The organism is Escherichia sp. WS1451 (genome assembly GCF_046487365.1).
In the GTDB taxonomy this organism is placed as follows: Bacteria; Pseudomonadota; Gammaproteobacteria; order Enterobacterales; family Enterobacteriaceae; genus Escherichia; species Escherichia coli.
In genome coordinates this window covers 241,854-264,122 of record NZ_JBJQJP010000003.1, presented here as the reverse complement: position 1 = coordinate 264,122, position 22,269 = coordinate 241,854, and the positions used below count along the sequence as shown (strand labels likewise).

Below are 22,269 nucleotides of genomic sequence, written 5' to 3'. Positions count from 1 at the left end.
CAGAATAACTGGGCTTTAGGCCCTTTTTTTATGTCTTGGGGGTGGGCTTGTCCACATTAGAGCAAAAATTAACAGAGATGATTACTGCGCCAGTTGAGGCCCTGGGTTTTGAACTGGTTGGCATCGAATTTATTCGCGGTCGCACATCCACACTGCGCATCTATATTGATAGTGAAGATGGCATCAATGTTGATGATTGTGCTGATGTGAGCCACCAGGTAAGTGCTGTGCTGGATGTTGAAGATCCCATCACCGTTGCTTATAACCTGGAAGTCTCCTCACCGGGTCTCGATCGCCCACTGTTCACGGCTGAACACTACGCCCGTTTCGTCGGAGAAGAGGTGACTCTGGTTCTCCGCATGGCGGTACAAAACCGTCGTAAATGGCAGGGCGTTATCAAAGCGGTAGACGGTGAAATGATCACAGTTACCGTCGAAGGTAAAGATGAAGTGTTCGCGCTGAGTAATATCCAGAAGGCGAACCTGGTTCCCCACTTTTAATAGTCTGGATGAGGTGAAAAGCCCGCGATGAACAAAGAAATTTTGGCTGTAGTTGAAGCCGTATCCAATGAAAAGGCGCTACCTCGCGAGAAGATTTTCGAAGCATTGGAAAGCGCGCTGGCGACAGCAACAAAGAAAAAATATGAACAAGAGATCGACGTCCGCGTACAGATCGATCGCAAAAGCGGTGATTTTGACACCTTCCGTCGCTGGTTAGTTGTTGATGAAGTCACCCAGCCGACCAAGGAAATCACCCTTGAAGCCGCACGTTATGAAGATGAAAGCCTGAACCTGGGCGATTACGTTGAAGATCAGATTGAGTCTGTTACCTTTGACCGTATCACTACCCAGACGGCAAAACAGGTTATCGTGCAGAAAGTGCGTGAAGCCGAACGTGCGATGGTGGTTGATCAGTTCCGTGAACACGAAGGTGAAATCATCACCGGCGTGGTGAAAAAAGTAAACCGCGACAACATCTCTCTGGATCTGGGCAACAACGCTGAAGCCGTGATCCTGCGCGAAGATATGCTGCCGCGTGAAAACTTCCGTCCTGGCGACCGCGTTCGTGGCGTGCTCTATTCCGTTCGCCCGGAAGCGCGTGGCGCTCAACTGTTCGTCACCCGTTCCAAGCCGGAAATGCTGATCGAACTGTTCCGCATTGAAGTGCCGGAAATCGGCGAAGAAGTGATTGAAATTAAAGCAGCGGCTCGCGATCCGGGTTCTCGTGCGAAAATCGCGGTGAAAACCAACGATAAACGTATCGATCCGGTAGGTGCTTGCGTAGGTATGCGTGGCGCGCGTGTTCAGGCGGTTTCTACTGAACTGGGCGGCGAGCGTATCGATATCGTCCTGTGGGATGATAACCCGGCGCAGTTCGTGATTAACGCAATGGCACCGGCAGACGTTGCTTCTATCGTGGTGGATGAAGATAAACACACCATGGATATCGCCGTTGAAGCCGGTAACCTGGCGCAGGCGATTGGCCGTAACGGTCAGAACGTGCGTCTGGCTTCGCAGCTGAGCGGTTGGGAACTCAACGTAATGACCGTTGACGACCTGCAGGCTAAGCATCAGGCGGAAGCGCACGCAGCGATCGACACCTTCACCAAATATCTCGACATCGACGAAGACTTCGCGACTGTTCTGGTAGAAGAAGGCTTCTCGACGCTGGAAGAACTGGCCTATGTGCCGATGAAAGAGCTGTTGGAAATCGAAGGCCTTGATGAGCCGACCGTTGAAGCACTGCGCGAGCGTGCTAAAAATGCACTGGCCACCATTGCACAGGCCCAGGAAGAAAGCCTCGGTGATAACAAACCGGCTGACGATCTGCTGAACCTTGAAGGGATAGATCGTGATTTGGCATTCAAACTGGCCGCCCGTGGCGTTTGTACGCTGGAAGATCTCGCCGAACAGGGCATTGATGATCTGGCTGATATCGAAGGGTTGACCGACGAAAAAGCCGGAGCACTGATTATGGCTGCCCGTAATATTTGCTGGTTCGGTGACGAAGCGTAATAAACTGTAGCAGGAAGGAACAGCATGACAGATGTAACGATTAAAACGCTGGCCGCAGAGCGACAGACCTCCGTGGAACGCCTGGTACAGCAATTTGCTGATGCAGGTATCCGGAAGTCTGCTGACGACTCTGTGTCTGCACAAGAGAAACAGACTTTGATTGACCACCTGAATCAGAAAAATTCAGGCCCGGACAAATTGACGCTGCAACGTAAAACACGCAGCACCCTTAACATTCCTGGTACCGGTGGAAAAAGCAAATCGGTACAAATCGAAGTCCGCAAGAAACGCACCTTTGTGAAACGCGATCCGCAAGAGGCTGAACGCCTTGCTGCGGAAGAGCAAGCGCAGCGTGAAGCGGAAGAGCAAGCCCGTCGTGAGGCAGAAGAATCGGCCAAACGTGAGGCGCAACAAAAAGCTGAACGTGAGGCCGCAGAACAAGCTAAGCGTGAAGCTGCTGAACAAGCGAAACGTGAAGCTGCGGAAAAAGACAAAGTGAGCAATCAACAAGACGATATGACTAAAAACGCCCAGGCTGAAAAAGCCCGCCGTGAGCAGGAAGCTGCAGAGCTCAAGCGTAAAGCCGAAGAAGAAGCGCGTCGTAAACTCGAAGAAGAAGCACGTCGCGTTGCTGAAGAAGCACGTCGTATGGCGGAAGAAAACAAATGGACTGATAACGCGGAACCGACTGAAGATTCCAGCGATTATCACGTCACTACTTCTCAACATGCTCGCCAGGCAGAAGACGAAAGCGATCGTGAAGTCGAAGGCGGCCGTGGCCGTGGTCGTAACGCGAAAGCTGCGCGTCCGAAGAAAGGCAACAAACACGCTGAATCAAAAGCTGATCGTGAAGAAGCACGCGCAGCAGTACGTGGCGGTAAAGGCGGAAAACGTAAAGGTTCTTCGCTGCAGCAAGGCTTCCAGAAGCCTGCTCAGGCCGTTAACCGTGACGTTGTGATCGGTGAAACCATCACCGTTGGCGAACTGGCGAACAAGATGGCGGTTAAAGGCTCTCAGGTCATCAAAGCGATGATGAAACTGGGCGCAATGGCAACCATCAACCAGGTTATCGATCAGGAAACCGCACAGCTGGTTGCTGAAGAGATGGGCCACAAAGTTATCCTGCGTCGTGAAAACGAGCTGGAAGAGGCGGTAATGAGCGACCGTGACACGGGTGCTGCGGCTGAACCGCGTGCGCCGGTTGTGACCATCATGGGTCACGTTGACCACGGTAAAACCTCTCTGCTGGACTACATTCGTTCAACGAAAGTGGCCTCTGGCGAAGCGGGCGGCATTACCCAGCACATTGGTGCATACCACGTTGAAACTGAAAACGGCATGATCACCTTCCTGGACACCCCGGGGCACGCCGCGTTTACTTCAATGCGTGCTCGTGGTGCGCAGGCAACGGACATCGTAGTCCTGGTTGTTGCTGCCGACGACGGCGTAATGCCGCAGACCATCGAAGCAATCCAGCACGCGAAAGCGGCGCAGGTTCCGGTGGTCGTTGCAGTGAACAAGATCGATAAACCAGAAGCCGATCCGGATCGTGTTAAGAACGAACTCTCCCAGTATGGCATCCTGCCGGAAGAGTGGGGCGGTGAAAGCCAGTTCGTACATGTGTCTGCGAAAGCGGGTACTGGTATCGATGAGCTGCTGGACGCTATCCTGCTGCAGGCGGAAGTTCTGGAACTGAAAGCGGTACGTAAAGGCATGGCGAGCGGTGCGGTTATCGAATCCTTCCTCGATAAAGGTCGTGGTCCGGTTGCTACCGTTCTGGTACGTGAAGGTACTCTGCACAAGGGCGATATCGTTCTGTGTGGCTTCGAATACGGTCGTGTTCGTGCGATGCGTAACGAACTGGGTCAGGAAGTGCTGGAAGCGGGTCCGTCCATTCCGGTGGAAATCCTCGGCCTGTCCGGCGTTCCGGCTGCGGGTGATGAAGTTACCGTTGTACGTGACGAGAAGAAAGCGCGTGAAGTTGCACTCTATCGTCAGGGTAAATTCCGCGAAGTTAAACTGGCGCGTCAGCAGAAATCTAAACTCGAGAACATGTTCGCCAACATGACCGAAGGCGAAGTTCACGAAGTGAATATCGTCCTGAAGGCAGACGTACAGGGTTCTGTGGAAGCTATCTCCGACTCCTTGCTGAAACTGTCTACTGACGAAGTTAAAGTGAAGATCATCGGTTCTGGCGTAGGTGGTATCACCGAAACCGACGCTACCCTGGCTGCGGCGTCCAACGCCATCCTGGTTGGCTTCAACGTACGTGCTGATGCCTCTGCACGTAAAGTAATTGAAGCGGAAAGCCTGGATCTGCGTTACTACTCCGTCATCTATAACCTGATCGACGAAGTGAAAGCGGCAATGAGCGGTATGCTGTCTCCGGAACTGAAACAACAGATTATCGGTCTGGCGGAAGTTCGTGACGTATTCAAATCACCGAAATTTGGTGCCATCGCAGGCTGTATGGTTACCGAAGGTGTGGTTAAACGTCACAACCCGATCCGCGTTCTGCGCGACAACGTGGTTATCTACGAAGGCGAGCTGGAGTCCCTGCGCCGCTTCAAAGATGACGTTAACGAAGTCCGTAACGGTATGGAATGTGGTATCGGCGTTAAGAACTACAACGACGTCCGCACTGGCGATGTGATCGAAGTATTCGAAATCATCGAAATCCAACGTACCATCGCTTAAGGTTTTTAGGGTTCCATGCGGGATAAGGCGTTTACGCCGCATCCGGCATGGATTGCCTGATGCGACGATGGCGCGTCTTATCAGGCCAACGTGAACAGCCCTTCCACCTGAAATTAATTTTAAAAAGGGGCTAACAGCCCCTTTTTTGTCAGGAGAATTTATTATGGCGAAAGAATTTGGTCGCCCGCAGCGCGTAGCGCAGGAAATGCAAAAAGAGATCGCTCTCATCCTGCAGCGTGAAATTAAAGATCCTCGTCTGGGCATGATGACCACCGTTTCCGGTGTCGAAATGTCTCGCGACCTGGCGTATGCCAAAGTATATGTGACGTTCCTCAACGACAAAGATGAAGACGCGGTTAAAGCGGGCATCAAAGCGTTGCAGGAAGCTTCTGGTTTCATCCGCAGCCTGCTGGGGAAAGCGATGCGCCTGCGTATCGTGCCGGAACTGTCCTTCTTCTACGACAACTCTCTGGTTGAAGGGATGCGCATGTCAAACCTGGTGACCAGCGTGGTCAAACATGACGAAGAACGTCGTGTTAACCCGGACGACAGCAAGGAGGACTAATGAGTCGTCCTCGTCGTCGCGGTCGCGACATTAACGGCGTTTTGTTGCTGGATAAACCGCAGGGGATGTCCAGCAACGATGCGCTGCAAAAAGTGAAACGGATTTATAACGCCAACCGTGCCGGGCATACCGGTGCGCTGGACCCGCTGGCGACCGGCATGTTGCCGATTTGCCTCGGGGAAGCGACGAAGTTTTCCCAGTATCTGCTGGACTCCGACAAACGCTATCGGGTCATTGCGCGTCTTGGGCAGCGTACCGATACTTCTGATGCCGACGGACAAATCGTTGAAGAACGTCCGGTAACCTTTAGCGCAGAGCAACTGGCGGCGGCACTGGATACTTTCCGTGGCGATATCGAACAGATCCCATCGATGTATTCAGCACTGAAATACCAGGGCAAAAAACTGTACGAATATGCGCGTCAGGGCATTGAAGTTCCGCGTGAAGCGCGCCCGATTACCGTTTATGAATTGCTGTTTATTCGCCACGAAGGCAATGAGCTGGAGCTGGAAATTCACTGCTCAAAAGGCACTTATATCCGCACCATCATTGATGACCTGGGTGAAAAACTCGGTTGTGGCGCGCATGTTATTTACCTGCGTCGTCTGGCGGTAAGTAAATATCCGGTTGAACGGATGGTGACCCTGGAACATCTGCGTGAACTGGTTGAACAAGCCGAACAGCAGGATATTCCAGCCGCGGAGTTACTTGATCCATTACTGATGCCAATGGACAGTCCAGCTTCGGACTACCCGGTGGTGAATCTTCCGTTAACGTCTTCTGTTTACTTCAAAAATGGTAACCCGGTTCGTACATCCGGTGCGCCGCTGGAAGGACTGGTTCGCGTTACAGAAGGTGAGAACGGCAAGTTTATCGGTATGGGCGAAATTGACGATGAAGGCCGCGTCGCGCCTCGTCGCCTGGTGGTTGAATACCCGGCGTAATGTTAACCGTCTTGCGATAACAGGTCGCTACGAGTAGAATACTGCCGCTTAACGTCGCGTAAATTGTTTAACACTTTGCGTAACGTACACTGGGATCGCTGAATTAGAGATCGGCGTCCTTTCATTCTATATACTTTGGAGTTTTAAAATGTCTCTAAGTACTGAAGCAACAGCTAAAATCGTTTCTGAGTTTGGTCGTGACGCAAACGACACCGGTTCTACCGAAGTTCAGGTAGCACTGCTGACTGCACAGATCAACCACCTGCAGGGCCACTTTGCAGAGCACAAAAAAGATCACCACAGCCGTCGTGGTCTGCTGCGCATGGTTTCTCAGCGTCGTAAACTGCTCGACTACCTGAAACGTAAAGACGTAGCACGTTACACCCAGCTCATCGAGCGCCTGGGTCTGCGTCGCTAATTCTTGCGAGTTTCAGAAAAGGGGGCCTGAGTGGCCCCTTTTTTCAAGCTGACGGCAGCAATTCACTGGAAACTAATGTATTGTTGCTATGAATGATCTTCCGTTGCAGAGGTTCGCGCGGCTAATGAGAGGCTTTACCCACATAGAGCTGGGTTAGGGTTGTCATTAGTCGCGAGGATGCGCAGAAGATCGGGTATTAACACCAGTGCCGTAAGGTACTGTCTAAGAAAGAGAAAGGATATTACATTGCTTAATCCGATCGTTCGTAAATTCCAGTACGGTCAACACACCGTGACTCTGGAAACCGGCATGATGGCTCGTCAGGCTACTGCCGCTGTTATGGTTAGCATGGATGACACCGCGGTATTCGTTACCGTTGTTGGCCAGAAAAAAGCCAAACCAGGTCAGGACTTCTTCCCACTGACCGTTAACTATCAGGAGCGTACCTACGCTGCTGGTCGTATCCCGGGTAGCTTCTTCCGTCGTGAAGGCCGCCCAAGCGAAGGCGAAACCCTGATCGCGCGTCTGATTGACCGCCCGATTCGCCCGCTGTTCCCGGAAGGCTTCGTCAACGAAGTTCAGGTTATCGCCACCGTGGTTTCTGTTAACCCGCAAGTTAACCCGGATATCGTCGCGATGATTGGTGCTTCCGCAGCACTGTCTCTGTCTGGTATTCCGTTCAATGGTCCGATTGGTGCTGCCCGCGTAGGTTACATCAATGACCAGTACGTACTGAACCCGACTCAGGACGAGCTGAAAGAGAGCAAACTGGATCTGGTTGTTGCGGGTACTGAAGCCGCTGTACTGATGGTTGAATCTGAAGCTGAACTGCTGAGCGAAGACCAGATGTTGGGCGCAGTAGTGTTCGGTCATGAACAACAGCAGGTTGTCATTCAGAACATCAATGAACTGGTGAAAGAAGCCGGTAAACCGCGTTGGGACTGGCAGCCGGAGCCGGTAAACGAAGCGCTGAACGCGCGCGTTGCTGCACTGGCTGAAGCTCGTCTGAGCGATGCTTACCGCATCACCGACAAACAAGAGCGTTATGCGCAGGTTGATGTCATCAAATCTGAAACCATCGCGACGCTGCTTGCTGAAGATGAAACCCTGGACGAAAACGAACTGGGTGAAATTCTGCACGCTATCGAGAAAAACGTTGTTCGTAGCCGCGTACTGGCAGGCGAACCGCGTATCGACGGTCGTGAAAAAGATATGATTCGTGGTCTGGATGTGCGTACTGGCGTGCTGCCGCGTACTCACGGTTCTGCGCTGTTCACCCGTGGTGAAACTCAGGCGCTGGTTACCGCAACGCTGGGTACTGCACGTGACGCGCAGGTTCTTGATGAACTGATGGGCGAACGTACTGACACCTTCCTGTTCCACTACAACTTCCCTCCGTACTCCGTAGGCGAAACCGGCATGGTCGGTTCTCCGAAGCGTCGTGAAATTGGTCACGGTCGTCTGGCGAAGCGCGGCGTGCTGGCAGTCATGCCGGATATGGACAAATTCCCGTACACCGTACGTGTGGTGTCTGAAATCACCGAATCCAACGGTTCTTCTTCTATGGCTTCCGTGTGCGGCGCGTCTCTGGCGCTGATGGACGCAGGTGTGCCGATCAAAGCTGCTGTTGCGGGTATCGCAATGGGGCTGGTGAAAGAAGGCGACAACTACGTTGTACTGTCTGACATTTTGGGCGACGAAGATCACCTGGGCGATATGGACTTCAAAGTTGCGGGTTCCCGCGACGGTATCTCTGCATTGCAGATGGATATCAAAATTGAAGGTATCACCAAAGAGATCATGCAGGTTGCACTGAACCAGGCTAAAGGTGCGCGTCTGCATATCCTGGGCGTAATGGAACAGGCGATCAACGCGCCGCGCGGCGATATCTCTGAGTTCGCTCCGCGTATCCATACCATCAAGATCAACCCGGACAAGATCAAAGACGTTATCGGTAAAGGCGGTTCTGTTATCCGTGCTCTGACCGAAGAAACTGGCACCACCATCGAAATCGAAGATGACGGTACTGTGAAAATCGCAGCGACCGACGGCGAGAAAGCGAAACATGCTATTCGTCGTATCGAAGAGATCACTGCAGAAATCGAAGTGGGCCGCGTCTACAATGGTAAAGTGACCCGTATCGTTGACTTTGGCGCATTTGTTGCCATCGGCGGCGGTAAAGAAGGTCTGGTACACATCTCTCAGATCGCTGACAAACGCGTTGAGAAAGTGACCGATTACCTGCAGATGGGTCAGGAAGTACCGGTGAAAGTTCTGGAAGTTGATCGCCAGGGCCGTATCCGTCTGAGCATTAAAGAAGCGACTGAGCAGTCTCAACCTGCTGCAGCACCGGAAGCTCCGGCTGCTGAACAGGGCGAGTAAGGTTGCCATTTGCCCTCCGCTGCGGCGGGGGGCTTTTAACCGGGCAGGACGCCTTGTTAGCAACCGGGAACAGGACGTTCATTCAACCGTGGTCTTCGGGAGTGGGAAATGAAGCCTTTTTTGCGCTGGTGTTTCGTTGCGACAGCACTTACGCTTGCAGGATGCAGTAATACTTCCTGGCGTAAAAGTGAAGTCCTCGCGGTACCATTGCAACCGACTTTACAGCAGGAAGTGATTCTGGCACGTATGGAACAAATCCTTGCCAGTCGGGCTTTAACCGATGACGAACGCGCACAGCTTTTATATGAGCGCGGAGTGTTGTATGATAGTCTCGGTCTGAGGGCATTAGCGCGTAACGATTTTTCGCAAGCGCTGGCAATCCGACCGGATATGCCTGAAGTATTCAATTACTTAGGCATATATTTAACGCAGGCAGGCAATTTTGATGCTGCCTATGAAGCGTTTGATTCTGTACTTGAGCTTGATCCAACTTACAACTACGCGCACTTGAATCGCGGGATCGCCTTATATTACGGCGGTCGTGACAAGTTAGCGCAAGATGATCTGCTGGCGTTTTATCAAGACGATCCCAATGATCCTTTCCGTAGTCTGTGGCTTTATCTCGCCGAGCAGAAGCTCGATGAGAAGCAGGCTAAAGAAGTGTTGAAACAGCACTTCGAAAAATCGGATAAGGAACAGTGGGGATGGAACATTGTCGAGTTCTACCTGGGCAACATTAGCGAACAAACGTTAATGGAAAGGCTCAAGGCGGACGCAACGGATAACACCTCGCTCGCTGAGCATCTCAGTGAAACCAACTTCTATTTAGGTAAGTACTACCTAAGTCTGGGGGATTTGGACAGCGCCACGGCACTGTTCAAACTGGCGGTTGCCAACAACGTTCATAACTTTGTTGAGCACCGATACGCATTGTTGGAATTATCGCTCCTGGGCCAGGACCAAGATGACCTGGCAGAATCGGACCAGCAATAGCTGACGTACACATCAGCCCGTAATCTTTTTTGATTGCCATCACCTTAACGGGTGAGGGCGTTGTTGTTCGTTAATACACCTACTTTGAGCCGGTTCACACTTTTCAATGAAAATTGCTGATCAATTTCATGATGAGTTATGTAGACTGGCCGCCATTAATTTTGAGGCACACGTACTACATGGCTGAATTCGAAACCACTTTTGCAGATCTGGGCCTGAAGGCTCCTATCCTTGAAGCCCTTAACGATCTGGGTTACGAAAAACCATCTCCAATTCAGGCAGAGTGTATTCCACATCTGCTGAATGGCCGCGACGTTCTGGGTATGGCCCAGACGGGGAGCGGAAAAACTGCAGCATTCTCTTTACCTCTGCTGCAGAATCTTGATCCTGAGCTGAAAGCACCACAGATTCTGGTGCTGGCACCGACCCGCGAACTGGCGGTACAGGTTGCTGAGGCAATGACGGATTTCTCTAAACACATGCGCGGCGTAAATGTGGTTGCCCTGTACGGCGGCCAGCGTTATGACGTGCAATTACGCGCCCTGCGTCAGGGGCCGCAGATCGTTGTCGGTACTCCGGGCCGTCTGCTGGATCACCTGAAACGTGGCACTCTGGACCTTTCTAAACTGAGCGGTCTGGTTCTGGATGAAGCTGACGAAATGCTGCGCATGGGCTTCATCGAAGACGTTGAAACTATTATGGCGCAGATCCCGGAAGGTCATCAGACCGCTCTGTTCTCTGCAACCATGCCGGAAGCGATTCGTCGCATTACCCGCCGCTTTATGAAAGAGCCGCAGGAAGTGCGCATTCAGTCCAGCGTGACTACCCGTCCTGACATCAGCCAGAGCTACTGGACTGTCTGGGGTATGCGTAAAAACGAAGCACTGGTACGTTTCCTGGAAGCGGAAGATTTTGATGCGGCGATTATCTTCGTTCGTACCAAAAACGCGACTCTGGAAGTGGCAGAAGCCCTTGAGCGTAACGGCTACAACAGCGCCGCGCTGAACGGTGACATGAACCAGGCGCTGCGTGAGCAGACACTGGAACGACTGAAAGATGGTCGTCTGGACATCCTGATTGCGACCGACGTTGCGGCCCGTGGCCTGGACGTTGAGCGTATCAGCCTGGTAGTTAACTACGATATCCCGATGGATTCTGAGTCTTACGTTCACCGTATCGGTCGTACTGGTCGTGCGGGCCGTGCTGGCCGTGCGCTGCTGTTCGTTGAGAACCGTGAGCGTCGTCTGCTGCGTAACATTGAACGCACCATGAAGCTGACCATTCCGGAAGTTGAACTGCCGAACGCAGAACTGCTGGGCAAACGTCGTCTGGAAAAATTCGCCGCTAAAGTACAGCAGCAGCTGGAAAGCAGCGATCTGGATCAATACCGTGCACTGCTGAGCAAAATTCAGCCGACGGCAGAAGGTGAAGAGCTGGATCTCGAAACTCTGGCCGCCGCACTGCTGAAAATGGCACAGGGTGAACGTACTCTGATTGTTCCGCCAGATGCGCCGATGCGTCCGAAACGTGAATTCCGTGACCGTGATGACCGTGGTCCGCGCGATCGTAACGACCGTGGCCCGCGTGGTGACCGTGAAGATCGTCCGCGTCGTGAACGTCGTGATGTTGGCGATATGCAGCTGTACCGCATTGAAGTGGGCCGCGATGATGGTGTTGAAGTTCGTCATATCGTTGGTGCGATTGCTAACGAAGGCGACATCAGCAGCCGTTACATCGGTAACATCAAGCTGTTTGCTTCTCACTCCACCATCGAACTGCCGAAAGGTATGCCGGGTGAAGTGCTGCAACACTTTACGCGTACTCGCATTCTCAACAAGCCGATGAATATGCAGTTACTGGGCGATGCACAGCCGCATACTGGCGGTGAGCGTCGTGGCGGTGGTCGTGGTTTCGGTGGCGAACGTCGTGAAGGCGGTCGTAACTTCAGCGGTGAACGCCGTGAAGGTGGCCGTGGTGATGGTCGTCGTTTTAGCGGCGAACGTCGTGAAGGCCGCGCACCGCGTCGTGATGACTCTACCGGTCGTCGTCGTTTCGGTGGCGATGCGTAATCATCGCTGAACAGCGAATACAGTCTGTAAAATAATATATACAGCCCCGATTTTAATAATCGGGGCTTTTTTTCTGTCTTTTGTACTCGTGTACTGGTACAGTGCAATGCATAACAACGCAGTCGCACTATTTTTCACTGGAGAGAAGCCCTCATGGCAACACTAACCACCACCCAAACGTCACCGTCGCTGCTTGGCGGCGTGGTGATTATCGGCGGCACCATTATTGGCGCAGGGATGTTTTCTCTGCCAGTGGTCATGTCCGGGGCGTGGTTCTTCTGGTCAATGGCGGCGCTGATCTTTACCTGGTTCTGTATGCTGCATTCCGGCTTGATGATTCTGGAAGCTAACCTGAATTATCGAATCGGTTCGAGCTTTGACACCATCACCAAAGACCTGCTCGGCAAAGGCTGGAACGTAGTCAACGGCATTTCCATTGCCTTTGTGCTCTATATCCTGACTTACGCCTATATTTCTGCCAGCGGTTCGATTCTGCATCACACCTTCGCGGAGATGTCGCTGAACGTCCCTGCACGGGCAGCTGGATTTGGTTTTGCACTACTGGTGGCGTTTGTGGTGTGGTTGAGCACCAAAGCGGTCAGCCGGATGACGGCGATTGTGCTGGGGGCGAAAGTCATTACGTTTTTCCTCACCTTCGGTAGCCTGCTGGGACATGTGCAGCCAACGACCTTGTTCAACGTTGCCGAAAGCAATGCGTCTTATGCGCCGTATCTGCTGATGACACTGCCATTCTGTCTGGCATCTTTTGGTTATCACGGTAACGTGCCGAGCCTGATGAAGTATTACGGCAAAGATCCGAAAACCATCGTGAAATGCCTGGTGTACGGTACGCTGATGGCGCTGGCGCTGTATACCATCTGGTTGCTGGCGACGATGGGCAACATCCCTCGTCCGGAGTTTATCGGCATCGCCGAGAAGGGCGGTAATATTGATGTGCTGGTACAGGCGTTAAGCGGCGTGCTGAACAGCCGTAGCCTGGATCTGCTGCTGGTTGTGTTCTCAAACTTTGCGGTAGCGAGTTCGTTCCTCGGCGTTACGCTGGGTTTGTTTGACTATCTGGCAGATCTGTTTGGTTTCGATGACTCGGCTATGGGCCGCTTGAAAACAGCGTTGCTGACCTTTGCCCCGCCTGTTGTGGGTGGCCTGCTGTTTCCTAACGGATTCCTGTACGCCATTGGTTATGCTGGCTTAGCGGCTACCATCTGGGCGGCAATTGTTCCGGCGCTGTTGGCCCGCGCATCGCGTAAACGCTTTGGTAGCCCGAAATTCCGCGTCTGGGGCGGCAAGCCGATGATTATGCTGATTCTGGTATTTGGCGTTGGCAACGCACTGGTCCATATCTTATCGAGCTTTAATTTGCTGCCGGTGTATCAGTAATCAGCGGTGCCTTATCCGACATTTCTGCTGCCTACACAATGCCTGATGCGCTTCGCTTATCAGGCATTGTGTAGGACAGCGTTGCCATCTCGGATAAGGCTTCCTACGTTAAAACACACTACCCCAATAATTCTTCCTTCACATCCATCACCAGCTCAAACGAATGCAGGCGCGCCTGGTGGTCGAAAATCTGCCCGTTAACCATAATTTCATCGGCGTCGGTTTCGCGCAGGATCGACTGCAAGCCATGACGCACTTTCGCTTTATCGCCCACCAGCGACATACTCAGCGCCTGCTGCACACCATACTGTTCGGACGGCGACCAGAACTGATCCATATTTTGAATCGGTGGCGGCAGTTGCCCGGTTTCGCCGCGGCGCAGCTTCACAAAGGCTTGCTGCATTGAGGTAAACAGGAATTCGGCATCGCGGTTGCTGTCGGCGGCGATAATATTGATGCACACCATCGCATACGGTTTCTCCAACCGTGCCGACGGTTTGAAGTTGCTGCGATAAAGATGCAGCGCCTGGAACAACATATCCGGCGCGAAGTGTGAGGCAAACGCAAACGGCAGACCAAGCTGCGCCGCCAGTTGCGCGCTGTAAAGGCTGGAGCCTAACAACCACACGGGGATTTTCTCGCCATAGCCTGGTACCGGGCGCACATGCGGATTGGGATCGCGGGCGTCAAACCAGTCCACCAGTTCCGCGACATCGCGGGGGAAATTATCAATATCGCCGCTCATATGACGACGCAGCGCCATCATGGTTCGCTGATCGCTACCCGGCGCGCGGCCCAGCCCCAAATCGATTCGCCCCGGATAGAGCGTATTGAGCGTGCCGAATTGTTCGGCGATCACCAACGGTGAGTGGTTAGGCAACATCACGCCGCCAGACCCCAGATGCAGCGTGGTGGTATTCGCCGCCAGATAGCCAATTAACACCGACGTTGCAGCACTGGCAATGCCGGTCATATTGTGGTGTTCCGCCAGCCAGTAGCGATGATAGCCGCGCTTTTCAGCCAGACGGGCGAGGTCGAGAGAGTGGGAGAACGCTTCCTGCGCTGAAGAGCCTTCGGGGATGGGGGCCAGATCGAGTAGCGAAAACGCAATGGTTTTATCAGTCATAACAGCTCACTTTGTTACCGATTGATCTTTAATACTGCATTAAAGAGTAGTTAAAGTTGTTAACAAAGTGAGCTATATACTTACGCTTGCAGCTCCAGCCCGGCCAGCCGCCGCCAGTAGCCGTTACAGTCGCTGTTTGCCGTCAACGGTAGTGGCGCAGCGCCATTTTCATTAGCGCGGAAGGCATCGAGCATTGCGAAAGTGTCAGTACCCTGCGGTGACAGGCGGACCACATCGACCAGCCCCTGCATGGATGTCAGCTCGTTACCGAGGTTGTAAACGTAGCCGCTCATGGTCTGAATGCCATTGAGTACAAACACTTGTTGGTTTTCCTGCGATAGCACGTTGCGCCCGTTCGGATACTTAATGCAGCAGGTTTCACACTCATCTTTCGGGCGGTCTTCCGAACGCGCGGTAAAGCAGCGGGCGGAGTAGGCCAGCGGCAGATGACCGTAGCTCAGGACTTCCACTTCAAACTGGTTGCGAATGCCCAGCTCATCGCACTGATTAAGCAGATTCACCAACCAGTCGCGGGAAAGCTCCACCGGCATACACCAGCGCATCATGCCCTGTTTGAGCAATATTTTCAGTGTCACCGCGTTGTAGCAGTTCAGCGCGTGCCCGGCGACGAACGGCAGTTTGCGTTCAGCGCACATATTCACCACGCCGAGATCGCTGGCTTCAATCAGAAACTCACCGTTCTCAACATAGCGTTTCAGTTCGCCCAGTTCGGAGGATGCCTGCACCAGCGCCAGCGTGGAGAGCACAATCTGCTTGCCACTTCCGGCGAGCGATTTTGCCATCTCCAGCCAGTCGCCAACTTTGGTTGCCCGGCGTTTGCTACAGACCGCTTCACCGAGATAAATCACGTCGGCGCTGCTGGCGGCGGCCTGCTGATAAAATTCTTCCAGCGTCTCTTTTGGCCAGTACCACAGCACTGGCCCTAAGGAATATTTCATTGCTTTTCTCACTGCCATTTACGGTGATACGCGCCAAGGGTGGTCTGCGTGCCTTCGGACATCGACCCGAGCGTCTCCATCCACGCGCTTTGCGGTATGAAGTTTTGCGGATCGGCCTTACAACGGTCGATAGCCTGACGCCAGACTTTCGCCACCTGGCTGACATACGCCGGGCTACGCTGGCGGCCTTCAATTTTCACCGAAGCAATATTCGCTGCCATTAACTCCGGCAGCAGTTCCAGGGTATTGAGACTGGTGGGTTCTTCCAGCGCGTGATAGCGCTCGCCGTCCACCAGATAACGCCCTTTACACAGCGTCGGATAACCTGCGTTTTCGCCGTCCTGATAACGGTCGATCAGCACTTCGTTCAGGCGGGATTCCAGCCCCTGCGGCGTTTGCTGCCAGCGCACGAAACGGGCCGGAGAACACGCGCCCACGGTGTTGGGAGACTCACCCGTCAAATACGACGACAGATAGCAACGACCTTCCGACATAATGCACAGGCTGCCGAAAGCAAAGACTTCCAGTGGTACAGGTGTGACCCGTGCCAGTTGTTTCACCTGATGAATCGACAACACGCGCGGCAGCACCACGCGGGCAACGTCAAAATGGCGATGATAAAAGTTAATCGCCTCTTCATTGGTCGCCGAAGCCTGCACTGACACATGACGCTCAATATGCGGGTAACGCTCGGCGGCGTACTCCAGCATGGCGAGGTCGGCGAGGATCAGCGCGTCGGCACCCAGCTGCGCCGCCATATCCACGGCGCGCTGCCAGCGGGCGTAACCGTCCGGATGCGCAAAAGTGTTAATCGCGATGTGAAGTTTGCGGCGATGTTGATGGACAAAACTCACCGCTTCCTGCAATTTTTTCTCGGTAAAGTTAAGGCCGGCGAAGTGACGGGCATTGGTATCATCTTTTAGCCCGATATAAACAGCATCTGCGCCGTTTTCGATGGCCGCCTTAAGCGCCGGGAGATTTCCGGCAGGGCAGAGCAGCTCCATAATTTTTCCTGAAGGTTGCGCTATCAAAACGCAAAAATGTTAACGAACTGGGATTTTAGTTAACCTTGCTGCGACAATTTTTGATTTAAGGCAGTTAAAGTTGTATTGGTGGTAGCAGCAATTTCATATGGAATTGTTGATTTATACCGCTATGTTATTTTTCTGATATGGCAAAATAGGATGATTGTTGAAACAGGGAGTAAAACTCGTGTTGGATAAACTGCGTTCCCGTATTGTGCATTTGGGGCCATCTCTGTTGAGTGTACCGGTAAAACTGACGCCATTTGCGCTAAAACGCCAGGTTCTTGAGCAGGTCTTAAGCTGGCAATTCCGCCAGGCGTTGGATGATGGCGAGCTGGAGTTTCTTGAAGGCCGCTGGTTAAGTATTCATGTGCGTGATATTGACCTGCAATGGTTTACCTCGGTGGTGAATGGCAAACTGGTCGTTAGCCAGAACGCGCAAGCTGATGTGAGTTTTAGTGCCGACGCCAGCGATCTGCTGATGATTGCGGCGCGTAAACAAGATCCGGATACGCTCTTCTTCCAGCGTCGGCTGGTGATTGAAGGCGATACGGAGCTGGGGCTGTATGTGAAAAACCTGATGGACGCCATTGAACTGGAGCAAATGCCGAAAGCCTTACGCATGATGCTGCTGCAACTGGCGGATTTTGTTGAGGCGGGAATGAAAACCGCGCCTGAAACCAAACAGACATCGGTAGGTGAACCATGCTAATTCGAGTAGAAATTCCCATTGATGCGCCGGGTATTGATGCCCTGCTGCGTCGTTCATTCGAAAGTGATGCGGAAGCGAAGCTGGTTCACGATCTGCGTGAAGATGGCTTTCTGACGCTGGGGCTGGTGGCGACAGATGACGAAGGTCAGGTCATTGGCTATGTGGCATTTAGTCCGGTTGATGTGCAGGGCGAAGACCTGCAATGGGTCGGCATGGCACCGCTGGCGGTAGATGAAAAATACCGTGGACAGGGGCTGGCACGCCAACTGGTCTATGAAGGACTCGATTCGCTTAATGAGTTCGGCTATGCCGCAGTGGTGACGCTGGGCGATCCGGCGCTGTACAGCCGTTTCGGCTTTGAACTGGCGGCACATCACGATCTGCGTTGCCGCTGGCCGGGCACTGAAAGTGCCTTCCAGGTACATCGTTTAGCGGATGACGCGCTGAACGGTGTAACTGGTCTGGTTGAGTATCACGAGCACTTCAATCGCTTTTAATCTTTGGGGTTTGCAGGCTGCTCAACAGTTCTGCAAACCCTGCGCCTTCCGCTACCAGACGCTCTTTTTGCCGTTTGGTCAGTTGCTTAACGCGATATTCCGCCCGTAGTGCCAGCGAACGATCGCCCACTGGCGCGGAAAACGCCAGCGTTAGTTCTCCTTTCCCGCGCAGTGCTTTCGCCCCTTTGCCGCTTTGGTGCTGCTGATAGCGGCGTTCGACATCTGTGGTGATCCCGGTATAAAGCTTATTGTCGGCGGTACGGATCAAGTAAAGAAACCAGGGTGTCATCGTCTGCGTCGCATGTTAAGGTCAGGCCCACAGTATAAAAGAGAACAGCAATGGAAACACTCACCGCCATCAGCCGTTGGCTGGCAAAACAACATGTTGTCACCTGGTGTGTGCAGCAGGAAGGGGAACTGTGGTGCGCTAATGCCTTTTATCTTTTTGATGCGCAGAAAGTCGCCTTCTACATTTTGACGGAAGAAAAAACGCGCCACGCGCAGATGAGTGGGCCGCAGGCGGCAGTTGCCGGAACGGTAAACGGTCAGCTGAAAACGGTAGCGTTAATTCGCGGCGTGCAATTTAAAGGCGAGATCCGCAGGCTTGAAGGTGAGGAAAGCGACCTTGCGCGCCAGGCGTACAATCGTCGCTTTCCGGTTGCCAGAATGCTGTCGGCACCGGTGTGGGAAATCCGGCTCGATGAAATCAAATTCACCGACAACACGCTGGGCTTTGGTAAAAAACTGGTATGGCTACGCGGCTCAGGCACCGAGCAGGCGTAACGCCTCGCGGTTAAACGCTGGCAGATCGTCCGGCGTCCGGCTGGTAACCAGCTGATCTTTATCGACCACCACTTCCTGATCGTAAAATTCCGCGCCCGCGTTTTTAACATCAATAATGATTGGTTTAACGGCGGTCAGCTTACGACCACGGATCACATCGGCGCTGATCAGCAACTGGGGACCGTGACAGATGGCGAAAACAGGTTTGCCGCTGTTCACAAAATCGCGGGTGAAGGTGACAAAACGGTTGTCGCCACGCAGATAATCTGGTGAATGACCGCCCGGTAGCAGCAGGGCATCGAACTCTGCGGGCGTCACTTCATCGATGGATTTATCGATGGCCATGCTGGCTTCTCCTTTTTTGCCTTTCACCGTTTTACCCGCTTGTTTTTCAATGGTAATCACTTCGTGTCCGGCTTTACGGAACTCGTCTGCGGGTGAAGTAAATTCTGAATCCTCAAATTCATCAGTGATTAAAACGGCGATTTTCTTACTCATGCTTCCTCCGCGTTGTTGCATTGGATGAGGCGAATTTTCCACAATCGGGGATAATTACCTCATGGTCTATTAAGCCTGGTGCATGAGCCGGGGAGCGCAAGGCAGACAATTCTGTAAAGGAGCGAAGATGAGTCAGGTACTGATTACAGGCGCAACGGGGCTGGTGGGCGGTCACCTGCTGCGGATGTTGATTAATGAACCGAAAGTTAACGCCATTGCTGCGCCGACGCGACGTCCGTTGGGCGATATGCCCGGGGTGTTTAATCCCCATGATCCGCAACTGACTGACGCGCTGGCGCAGGTCACCGATCCCATCGACATTGTGTTTTGTTGTCTCGGCACCACGCGGCGAGAAGCGGGGAGCAAAGAGGCGTTTATTCATGCCGATTACACGCTGGTGGTGGATACCGCCTTAACCGGGCGGCGGCTCGGTGCGCAGCATATGTTGGTAGTCAGTGCGATGGGTGCCAATGCCCACTCGCCGTTTTTCTATAACCGCGTCAAAGGGGAGATGGAAGAAGCATTAATCGCCCAGAACTGGCCGAAATTGACCATTGCTCGCCCGTCGATGTTACTGGGCGATCGTAGCAAACAGCGGATGAACGAAACGCTTTTTGCGCCGCTGTTCCGTTTGTTACCAGGTAACTGGAAATCCATTGATGCGAGAGACGTGGCGCGGGTCATGTTGGCAGAGGCGATGCGGCCTGAGCATGAAGGCGTGACGATTTTAAGCTCTTCAGAATTACGCAAAAGAGCTGAATAATTATTCCCAAGAAATGATAGTGAGCGTAATATTCACGCGCTCAATTATCATATCTTATTCCTGGGGAATGCTATGACTGGTCAGTCTTCATCTCAGGCGGCAACGCCCATTCAGTGGTGGAAACCCGCGCTTTTCTTTCTCGTTGTCATTGCTGGTCTCTGGTATGTGAAATGGCAACCTTACTACGGCAAAGCGTTTACTGCTGCCGAAACCCACAGTATCGGTAAATCTATCCTTGCGCAGGCGGATGCTAATCCGTGGCAGGCGGCGTTGGATTACGCGATGATCTATTTCCTCGCGGTATGGAAAGCGGCGGTGCTGGGCGTACTGCTCGGGTCGTTGATTCAGGTGCTGATCCCGCGTGACTGGTTATTGCGTACGCTTGGGCAATCGCGCTTTCGCGGCACGCTGCTGGGAACGCTGTTTTCGCTGCCGGGCATGATGTGTACCTGCTGTGCGGCTCCGGTCGCGGCGGGAATGCGTCGCCAACAGGTGTCGATGGGCGGTGCGCTGGCATTCTGGATGGGGAATCCGTTGTTAAACCCGGCGACGCTGGTGTTTATGGGGTTCGTCCTCGGCTGGGGTTTTGCGGCGATTCGTCTGGTGGCGGGGCTGGTGATGGTGTTGCTGATTGCGACGCTGGTGCAAAAATGGGTGCGTGAAACACCGCAAACGCAGGCACCGGTCGAAATTGACATACCGGAAGCACAGGGAGGATTTTTTAGCCGCTGGGGCAGGGCGCTATGGACGCTTTTCTGGAGTACAATCCCGGTTTACATCCTTGCAGTACTGGTGTTGGGTGCCGCTCGCGTCTGGCTATTCCCCCATGCCGATGGTGCTGTCGATAACAGCCTGATGTGGGTGGTGGCGATGGCGGTGGCAGGATGCTTGTTTGTCATTCCCACGGCAGCAGAAATTCCGATTGTACAAACGATGATACTGGCAGGCATGGGAACCGCTCCGGCGCTGGCATTGTTGATGACGCTCCCGGCGGTGAGTTTGCCGTCACTGATTATGCTGCGCAAAGCGTTCCCGGCGAAAGCCTTATGGCTGACAGGGGCGATGGTGGCAGTGTCTGGTGTGATTGTCGGCGGGTTGGCGCTGTTGGCCTAAGATGTTGGATGCTCCTGAATACAGCACTGGACGGTCCCCTCTCCCCTTTGGGGAGAGGGTTAGGGTGAGGGGAACAGGTCGGCTAAGGTGTGAATATTTACTTCAACGACCGATCAATGGCTTATTTAATAAACGTAAACGCCGTGGTTACCCGCTTCACGCCGCTTACCCGGCTGGCAATATCTGCCGCCGCTTTCGCTTCACGTTCAGTCACCAGCCCCATCAGGAACACTTCACCGTTTTCGGTGGTCACTTTCACGTTGGACGATTTCACCAGATCGCTGGTTAAGAGCTGCGAACGCACTTTGGTGGTGATCCACGTATCGTTAGACGCTTCGCCCAGACCAATCGGCTGGCCCTGACGAATCTCGTTATACACTTCGTTGGCACCGTCTACGCCCATCGCAATTTGTTTAGCGCGAGCCGAAAGTTCAGCGTTTGGTGACTGCCCAACTAGCAGCACTTTGCCCTGATAGGCCGTTACATTAATGCGCGCTTCTTTCTTAATTTGTTCGTCTTTCGACAATGCGCTGTTCACGCGCACTTCCAGGGTACCATCGTCTACCTGGGTGCCGACACTGCGTGGGTCAGTTGCGGCTTTGGTACCCACAGCAGCAGTACCCACTACGGCAGCAGCAACACAACCTTGCAACAGCAGCGCGGAAATAAGGACTGCGATTGGCGATAATGCCTTCATGTATTCTCCTTAAACATCCTGGTGAGGGAAAAGCGTGTTATCGATCAGATCGCACAGGCAATTTACCGTCAGCATATGCATCTCCTGAATGCGAGCACTACGATGCGAAGGAATGCGGATCTCCACATCCTGTGGCCCTAACAAACCTGCAAGTTCACCGCCGTCATAGCCGGTTAATGCCACAATGGTCATATCACGCGTAACGGCAGCTTCTACCGCTTTTACAATATCGCGGCTGTTGCCACGGGTGGAAATGGCTAACAATACATCTCCCGCATGACCCAGCGCCCGCACCTGTTTTGCATACACTTCATCATGTAAGCGATCGTTGGCAATTGCCGTTAAGACAACATTATCAGTATTTAGTGCAATGGCAGGTAAGCTGGGCCGCTCCGTTTCGAAACGGTTGATCATGCTGGCAGCAAAATGCTGTGCATTGGCAGCGGAAGTTCCATTACCACAACAGAGGATTTTGTTGCCATTGAGCAGAGACTGAACCAGCGTCATAGCTGCACGCGAGATGGCATCCGGAAGCGCCTCTGCCGCCGCAATTTGAGTTTGAATGCTTTCAGTGAAGCAAGCTTTAATTCTTTCTTGCACGCTAATCCTTAAACC

Annotated in this window: 23 protein-coding genes; 16 read left to right on the top strand and 7 right to left on the bottom strand. The window is 53.2% G+C overall.

Annotation, left to right across the window (positions count from 1 at the left end; all coding sequences use genetic code 11):
* Window positions 1-47 precede the first annotated feature (47 nt).
* The 11 genes from rimP to mtr all read left to right on the top strand — a co-directional run bounded on the left by rimP (window position 48) and on the right by mtr (window position 13,481).
* Window positions 48-500 carry a ribosome maturation factor RimP gene (gene rimP / locus ACJHX7_RS06595; RefSeq protein WP_001300397.1) on the top strand — a complete coding sequence of 151 codons (453 nt, stop codon included), beginning with the start codon at window positions 48-50 and terminating at the stop codon, window positions 498-500.
* 27 nt (window positions 501-527) lie between these two features.
* The gene (nusA, locus tag ACJHX7_RS06590; RefSeq protein WP_001031055.1) at window positions 528-2,015 is read left to right on the top strand and encodes a transcription termination factor NusA; all 1,488 of its coding nucleotides are present in this window, start codon (window positions 528-530) and stop codon (window positions 2,013-2,015) included.
* Between the two features lie 24 nt (window positions 2,016-2,039).
* Complete coding sequence (infB, locus tag ACJHX7_RS06585) at window positions 2,040-4,712, top strand: translation initiation factor IF-2 (protein ID WP_000133044.1); 2,673 nt, start codon at window positions 2,040-2,042, stop codon at window positions 4,710-4,712.
* Window positions 4,713-4,875: 163 nt separating this feature from the next.
* Complete coding sequence (gene rbfA, locus ACJHX7_RS06580; RefSeq protein WP_094029900.1) at window positions 4,876-5,277, top strand: 30S ribosome-binding factor RbfA; 402 nt, start codon at window positions 4,876-4,878, stop codon at window positions 5,275-5,277.
* Window positions 5,277-6,221 (top strand): tRNA pseudouridine(55) synthase TruB, encoded by a 945-nt coding sequence (gene truB, locus ACJHX7_RS06575; protein ID WP_000089698.1) that lies wholly within the window; start codon window positions 5,277-5,279, stop codon window positions 6,219-6,221. Before rbfA ends, truB begins: the two co-directional genes overlap by 1 nt.
* Window positions 6,222-6,369: 148 nt before the next feature.
* Complete coding sequence (gene rpsO, locus ACJHX7_RS06570) at window positions 6,370-6,639, top strand: 30S ribosomal protein S15 (RefSeq protein WP_000059466.1); 270 nt, start codon at window positions 6,370-6,372, stop codon at window positions 6,637-6,639.
* Window positions 6,640-6,885: 246 nt separating this feature from the next.
* A complete protein-coding gene (gene pnp, locus ACJHX7_RS06565) occupies window positions 6,886-9,021 on the top strand; it encodes a polyribonucleotide nucleotidyltransferase (protein ID WP_001298330.1) in 2,136 nt (711 codons plus the stop codon).
* A gap of 108 nt (window positions 9,022-9,129) precedes the next feature.
* Window positions 9,130-10,014 carry a lipoprotein NlpI gene (gene nlpI / locus ACJHX7_RS06560; protein ID WP_000802080.1) on the top strand — a complete coding sequence of 295 codons (885 nt, stop codon included), beginning with the start codon at window positions 9,130-9,132 and terminating at the stop codon, window positions 10,012-10,014.
* A gap of 106 nt (window positions 10,015-10,120) precedes the next feature.
* Window positions 10,121-10,201, top strand: coding sequence for a protein YrbN (gene yrbN, locus ACJHX7_RS06555; RefSeq protein WP_010723222.1), 81 nt, complete (start codon window positions 10,121-10,123; stop codon window positions 10,199-10,201).
* The gene (deaD, locus tag ACJHX7_RS06550; RefSeq protein WP_001295553.1) at window positions 10,194-12,083 is read left to right on the top strand and encodes an ATP-dependent RNA helicase DeaD; all 1,890 of its coding nucleotides are present in this window, start codon (window positions 10,194-10,196) and stop codon (window positions 12,081-12,083) included. The genes yrbN and deaD overlap by 8 nt, the downstream gene beginning before the upstream one ends.
* Before the next feature lie 153 nt (window positions 12,084-12,236).
* A complete protein-coding gene (gene mtr / locus ACJHX7_RS06545; RefSeq protein WP_000224361.1) occupies window positions 12,237-13,481 on the top strand; it encodes a tryptophan permease in 1,245 nt (414 codons plus the stop codon).
* A gap of 118 nt (window positions 13,482-13,599) precedes the next feature.
* Here the strand turns inward: mtr and ACJHX7_RS06540 are convergent, their stop codons facing one another.
* The 3 genes from ACJHX7_RS06540 to ACJHX7_RS06530 form a co-directional block, all read right to left on the bottom strand.
* Window positions 13,600-14,607 (bottom strand): luciferase-like monooxygenase, encoded by a 1,008-nt coding sequence (locus tag ACJHX7_RS06540; protein ID WP_094029901.1) that lies wholly within the window; start codon window positions 14,605-14,607, stop codon window positions 13,600-13,602.
* A gap of 80 nt (window positions 14,608-14,687) precedes the next feature.
* Window positions 14,688-15,566: a U32 family peptidase gene (locus tag ACJHX7_RS06535; protein WP_001361201.1), complete on the bottom strand. Its 879-nt coding sequence runs from the start codon at window positions 15,564-15,566 to the stop codon at window positions 14,688-14,690.
* 8 nt (window positions 15,567-15,574) lie between these two features.
* On the bottom strand, window positions 15,575-16,570 hold the full coding sequence (locus ACJHX7_RS06530; RefSeq protein WP_001298771.1) for a peptidase U32 family protein: 996 nt from the start codon (window positions 16,568-16,570) through the stop codon (window positions 15,575-15,577).
* A 208-nt stretch (window positions 16,571-16,778) separates the two neighbouring features.
* On the opposite strand from ACJHX7_RS06530, the gene ACJHX7_RS06525 reads away from it, so the two are divergent.
* Complete coding sequence (locus ACJHX7_RS06525) at window positions 16,779-17,303, top strand: SCP2 domain-containing protein (protein ID WP_001295552.1); 525 nt, start codon at window positions 16,779-16,781, stop codon at window positions 17,301-17,303.
* Window positions 17,297-17,800, top strand: coding sequence for a GNAT family N-acetyltransferase (locus ACJHX7_RS06520; protein ID WP_000908554.1), 504 nt, complete (start codon window positions 17,297-17,299; stop codon window positions 17,798-17,800). Before ACJHX7_RS06525 ends, ACJHX7_RS06520 begins: the two co-directional genes overlap by 7 nt.
* On the opposite strand, the gene yhbQ is transcribed toward ACJHX7_RS06520, so the two are convergent.
* Complete coding sequence (gene yhbQ / locus ACJHX7_RS06515) at window positions 17,787-18,089, bottom strand: DNA damage response exodeoxyribonuclease YhbQ (protein WP_000189315.1); 303 nt, start codon at window positions 18,087-18,089, stop codon at window positions 17,787-17,789. The two genes, ACJHX7_RS06520 and yhbQ, sit on opposite strands and share 14 nt — an antisense overlap.
* 50 nt (window positions 18,090-18,139) lie before the next feature.
* Here yhbQ and ACJHX7_RS06510 point away from each other — a divergent pair, with 50 nt between their 5' ends.
* Entirely contained in the window at window positions 18,140-18,583 is a 444-nt protein-coding gene (locus ACJHX7_RS06510; RefSeq protein WP_094029902.1) for a YhbP family protein, read from the top strand.
* Here the strand turns inward: ACJHX7_RS06510 and yhbO are convergent.
* Window positions 18,563-19,081: a protein/nucleic acid deglycase gene (gene yhbO, locus ACJHX7_RS06505; RefSeq protein ID WP_001571959.1), complete on the bottom strand. Its 519-nt coding sequence runs from the start codon at window positions 19,079-19,081 to the stop codon at window positions 18,563-18,565. The genes ACJHX7_RS06510 and yhbO overlap by 21 nt on opposite strands.
* A gap of 127 nt (window positions 19,082-19,208) precedes the next feature.
* Here yhbO and ACJHX7_RS06500 point away from each other — a divergent pair, with 127 nt between their 5' ends.
* Together ACJHX7_RS06500 and ACJHX7_RS06495 are read left to right on the top strand one after the other, a co-directional pair.
* Entirely contained in the window at window positions 19,209-19,844 is a 636-nt protein-coding gene (locus tag ACJHX7_RS06500; RefSeq protein WP_000084526.1) for an NAD(P)H-binding protein, read from the top strand.
* A gap of 72 nt (window positions 19,845-19,916) precedes the next feature.
* Entirely contained in the window at window positions 19,917-20,957 is a 1,041-nt protein-coding gene (locus ACJHX7_RS06495; RefSeq protein ID WP_000147631.1) for a permease, read from the top strand.
* A 121-nt stretch (window positions 20,958-21,078) separates the two neighbouring features.
* On the opposite strand, the gene dolP is transcribed toward ACJHX7_RS06495, so the two are convergent.
* Both dolP and diaA read right to left on the bottom strand, forming a co-directional pair.
* On the bottom strand, window positions 21,079-21,654 hold the full coding sequence (dolP, locus tag ACJHX7_RS06490) for a division/outer membrane stress-associated lipid-binding lipoprotein (protein WP_000646033.1): 576 nt from the start codon (window positions 21,652-21,654) through the stop codon (window positions 21,079-21,081).
* A 9-nt stretch (window positions 21,655-21,663) separates the two neighbouring features.
* Window positions 21,664-22,254, bottom strand: a complete 591-nt coding sequence (gene diaA / locus ACJHX7_RS06485) for a DnaA initiator-associating protein DiaA (RefSeq protein WP_001158035.1) — start codon at window positions 22,252-22,254, stop codon at window positions 21,664-21,666.
* Window positions 22,255-22,269 lie beyond the last annotated feature (15 nt).